The sequence below is a fragment of the Pseudoduganella sp. RAF53_2 genome (assembly GCF_052113985.1).
Lineage (GTDB): Bacteria > Pseudomonadota > Gammaproteobacteria > Burkholderiales > Burkholderiaceae_D > Rugamonas.
The window spans coordinates 1-3796 of record NZ_JBFRDW010000602.1; the positions used below are offsets into that span (position 1 = coordinate 1).

Genomic DNA, 3796 nt, shown 5'->3' on the forward strand with positions numbered 1-3796 from the left:
GTTCAACCGCTCCACTGGCGCGCAAGCCTTTCCGGATGTGATCAGCGCCATCGTCAAAGCTGCACGGTAGTTTTTAGAGGAATCCATGAAATTGAAGAAAACGAAGTACCTCCTGGCGGCCGCGGTAGCGATGTATATCGGCACCGCACTGGCCGCGCCGGATAGCCAACCCTGGATGAACCCGCAGTTGAAGCCGGCGAAACGTGCCGGGCTGGCTGTTCAGGAGATGACCCTGGACGAAAAACTGAAGCTGGTCTTTGGCTACTTTGGCTCCGACATGGCGTCCAAGCATTTCCAGCGTCCGCAGCAGGCGCACAAGCAGTCGGCAGGATTTGTGTATGGCGTGCCGCGCCTGGGCATCCCGAACCTGTGGGAGGCTGACGCCGGCATTGGCGTCGCGAGCCAGGCTGGCCCCGACGCGCGTGCGGCAACCGCGCTGCCCTCAGGCCTGAATACCGCCGCAACCTGGGACATGCAAGTGGCTTACGCAGGTGGCGCGATGATCGGTGCGGAGGCGCGCGGCTTCGGCTTCAACGTCCTGCTGGCGGGTGGCGTCAATCTGATGCGCGATCCGCGCAATGGCCGCAACTTCGAGTATGGCGGCGAGGACCCTCTGCTGGCGGGCAAAATGGTTGGCGCGCAAATCAGGGGCATTCAGTCGAACGGCGTGATCTCCACGCTGAAGCACTTCGCGCTGAACGACCAGGAGACGGGCCGCAATACGCTGAACGTCAGGATTGATGACCAGTCGGCGCGCATGTCGGATTTACTCGCCCTGCAGATCGCCAAAGAGGAGGGCAATCCCGGCGCGGTCATGTGTTCCTATAATCGCGTCAACGGCGTGTACGCTTGCGAGAGCAGCTACCTGCTGAACGAAGTGCTGAAAAAGGACTGGGGCTTCAAGGGCTGGGTGATGTCGGATTGGGGCGCCACCCATAGCACCGTTCCGGCGGCGAACGCAGGTCTGGACCAGCAATCCGGCGTGCCGTTCGACGTTGCCGAGTATTTCGGACCGGCGCTCAAGGAAGCGGTCCTGAACGGCTGGGTGCCGCAGTCGCGTCTGGACGATATGGCGCGCCGCATCCTGCATGCGATGTTCGAGCACGGCGTGGTGGATCGCCCGGCCGCGGCGGAACCCGGCAAAATCGATTTCGGCGCGCACGCGGCTATCTCGCTTCAGGATTCCCAGGCGGGCATCGTCCTGTTGAAAAACAGCGATGCGGTCCTGCCGCTGACCACCGCCGTGAAACGCGTCGCTGTCATTGGCGGCTACGCCGATAAGGGCGTGCTGGCGGGTGGCGGCTCCTCGCTGGTGTACCCGGCGGGCGGAAATGCCGTGCCAGGAATGGAGCCCAAAAACTGGCCCGGTCCGGTGATGGTCTATCCTTCTTCGCCGCTGAAAGCCATGCAGAAGCGCCTGCCGGCAGCAAGGGTGGCCTTCAACGACGGCGCCGACCCGGCAGCGGCGGCGAAATTGGCGCGTGAAAGCGATGTGGCCGTAGTCTTTGCCACCCAATGGGCGGGCGAGGGCTTCGACCTTCCGAATCTTTCACTGGGTGGCCGGCAGGATGCGCTGATTGCTGCCGTGGCTGCGGCCAATCCGAGAACCGTCGTGGTGCTGGAAACCGGCGGACCGGTGACCATGCCCTGGCTGCCGAAAGCGGCGGCCGTGCTGGAAGCATGGTATCCGGGAACCAGCGGCGGCGAAGCCATCGCCAGTGTGCTGTTTGGCGAAGTGAATCCTTCCGGCCATTTGCCGGCCACCTTCCCGCAATCGGAAACCCAGTTGCCGCGCGCGGCCCTGGACGGCTACCCCGAAGTGGCTGACAAGCGTTTCGATGTCGAATACGGCGAAGGCGCGGCGGTCGGCTATAAATGGTTCGACCTGAAGGGCCTGAAACCGCTGTTCCCATTTGGCCATGGCCTGTCCTACACCGAGTTCGGTTTCGTCCAGCTGTCCGCCGGGATGAAGGACGGCGCCCTGCAAGCCTCCTTCACGGTGAAAAATCTGGGCAAGCGGGCCGGCAAGGAAGTGGCCCAGTTGTATGTCGCGCCGCTCGGCGCCCAGTGGGAAGCGCCCAAGCGGCTGGCCGGATTCCAGAAGGTGGATCTGCAGCCGGGGGCGGAAACAGCCGCTTCCATCACGATTGATCCGCGTTTGTTGGCCATGTACGACACTGCCAGCAAGACCTGGCAGGTGGCCAAAGGCGACTACCGGCTGATACTCGCAGCGGATGCCGCCGGCGCCAAGGCGATTAGCACGGTGCTGCACCTGGAAGCGGCCAGCTACGACGTCAACGGCAAACCACTGCATCCGGAGCGCTGACCGCCCGGCCGGGGGAGAGTGTGCCCCATTTAGTGATTGAACTGCTATGATGCAATCAGCAAGCCCGGCAAGAGGCATTGCGTCGAGACAGTTCAATCACCACAACACTAATGCAAGAGTTTTATAAGAAGGCACTGCTGGCACTCATTGTCGTGGTAGTCGCGGACGCGGTGCTGGCATTTTTCCTGTTCTATCAGAGCTATCTGTCGGTGCCGCTGTTCGCTTCGAACCGTGCGGACCCCGGCTGGCATTACATGACCAATTCGGATGTGGAGATGGGCGGCACCTCCACGGTCCAGGTGACCCGCAGCGAGCGCGGACAATTGCGCTTCGAGTTCAGGCTGACCGACGTCGGCAAGTATCCCTTCGCTTCGGCCGGCATGGCCTTATATGATGCGAAAGGGCGGCTGGCCCTGGTGGATTGGTCCAAGTACACCGACATTACCTTCCTGGCCAAGTGCGCGCCGGCCAGCTCGATGGTGTTCGGCATTTCGACCTTCGACCCCAAGATCTCCCGCGTGGGCGAATTCCTGACCTACCGCTCGCCCGGCACCTATTTTTCCTGTAACGAACGGGGCGTTCCTGTCTCGCTGGATCTTACCCGGCTGAGTATTCCGGAATGGTGGTTCTACCAGGTCAATCTCGATCTCTCGCACCAGGGGTATGAGCTGAACAAGGTGTCGAAATTCGTCTTCGGCACCAGCATCCAGAGTCCGCACAACGTCGACTCCTATATGGACATCAGCGAACTGACGATCCATGGCCGCGATTACCGGTATATCGCAGCCCTGGTGGCCATGCTATTGGCGAGTTGGGCCGCATTTGCTCTATGGTTTTTCCGCGCCCATTCGCAGGCGCTGACCATGAGCCTGAACTCCAGAATGAAAAAAGACCTGCCGCTGGTCGCTTATCGCGAATTAACGCTGGAGCCATACCGCGACAAGGAAAAGGCATCGGTCCTGCGCTTTATTGCGACGAATTATACAAATACCGAATTGGATCTGGATGGCGTGGTGACTGCCACCGGCACCAACCGCAATAAAGTCAACGAGGTCTTGAAGTCGGAACTTGGCATGACATTTACCAGCTATCTGAATAAATTGCGGCTGACCGAAGCTGCCAGATTGCTGGCCGAGAAAGGCGGCGCCACCATTGCGGAAATTGCTTATTCGGTAGGCTATTCGAATGTCTCTTACTTTAATAAGCTGTTCAAGGAAGAATACGGTTGTACCCCCAAATCCTTCCGCAGCCTTGCTGTCCAGCAGGAAACTTCGGTCGCCACTCCCTTGCACTCCCAGCAGAACTAATCGCAATTTTTGCACTTTGATAGAAATTTCCATGTGTGCGTTACTGCCCGCCAGGGCCTTCCTCCTATGCTTGGGCTGTGGGTACGCTCACGCTATCGGCGACCCGCGCCGCAAAAATAAATAATACCGAGGAGACAATGGAAATGAAGCCAAGCGCTGCGTC

Annotated in this window: 2 protein-coding genes; both read left to right on the top strand. The window is 60.1% G+C overall.

The window, feature by feature from the left end:
• Nucleotides 1–85: 85 nt before the first annotated feature.
• Nucleotides 86–2326, top strand: a complete 2241-nt coding sequence (locus AB4Z11_RS26210) for a glycoside hydrolase family 3 C-terminal domain-containing protein (RefSeq protein ID WP_442028774.1) — start codon at nucleotides 86–88, stop codon at nucleotides 2324–2326.
• Nucleotides 2327–2403: 77 nt separating this feature from the next.
• Nucleotides 2404–3633, top strand: coding sequence for a helix-turn-helix domain-containing protein (locus AB4Z11_RS26215; RefSeq protein WP_442028775.1), 1230 nt, complete (start codon nucleotides 2404–2406; stop codon nucleotides 3631–3633).
• Nucleotides 3634–3796 lie beyond the last annotated feature (163 nt).

Coding starts and splice junctions, on each gene's coding strand:
- AB4Z11_RS26210 (WP_442028774.1), top strand. CDS start 86: ATGAAATTGAAGAAAACGAAGTACCTCCTGGCGGCCGCGGTAGCGATG.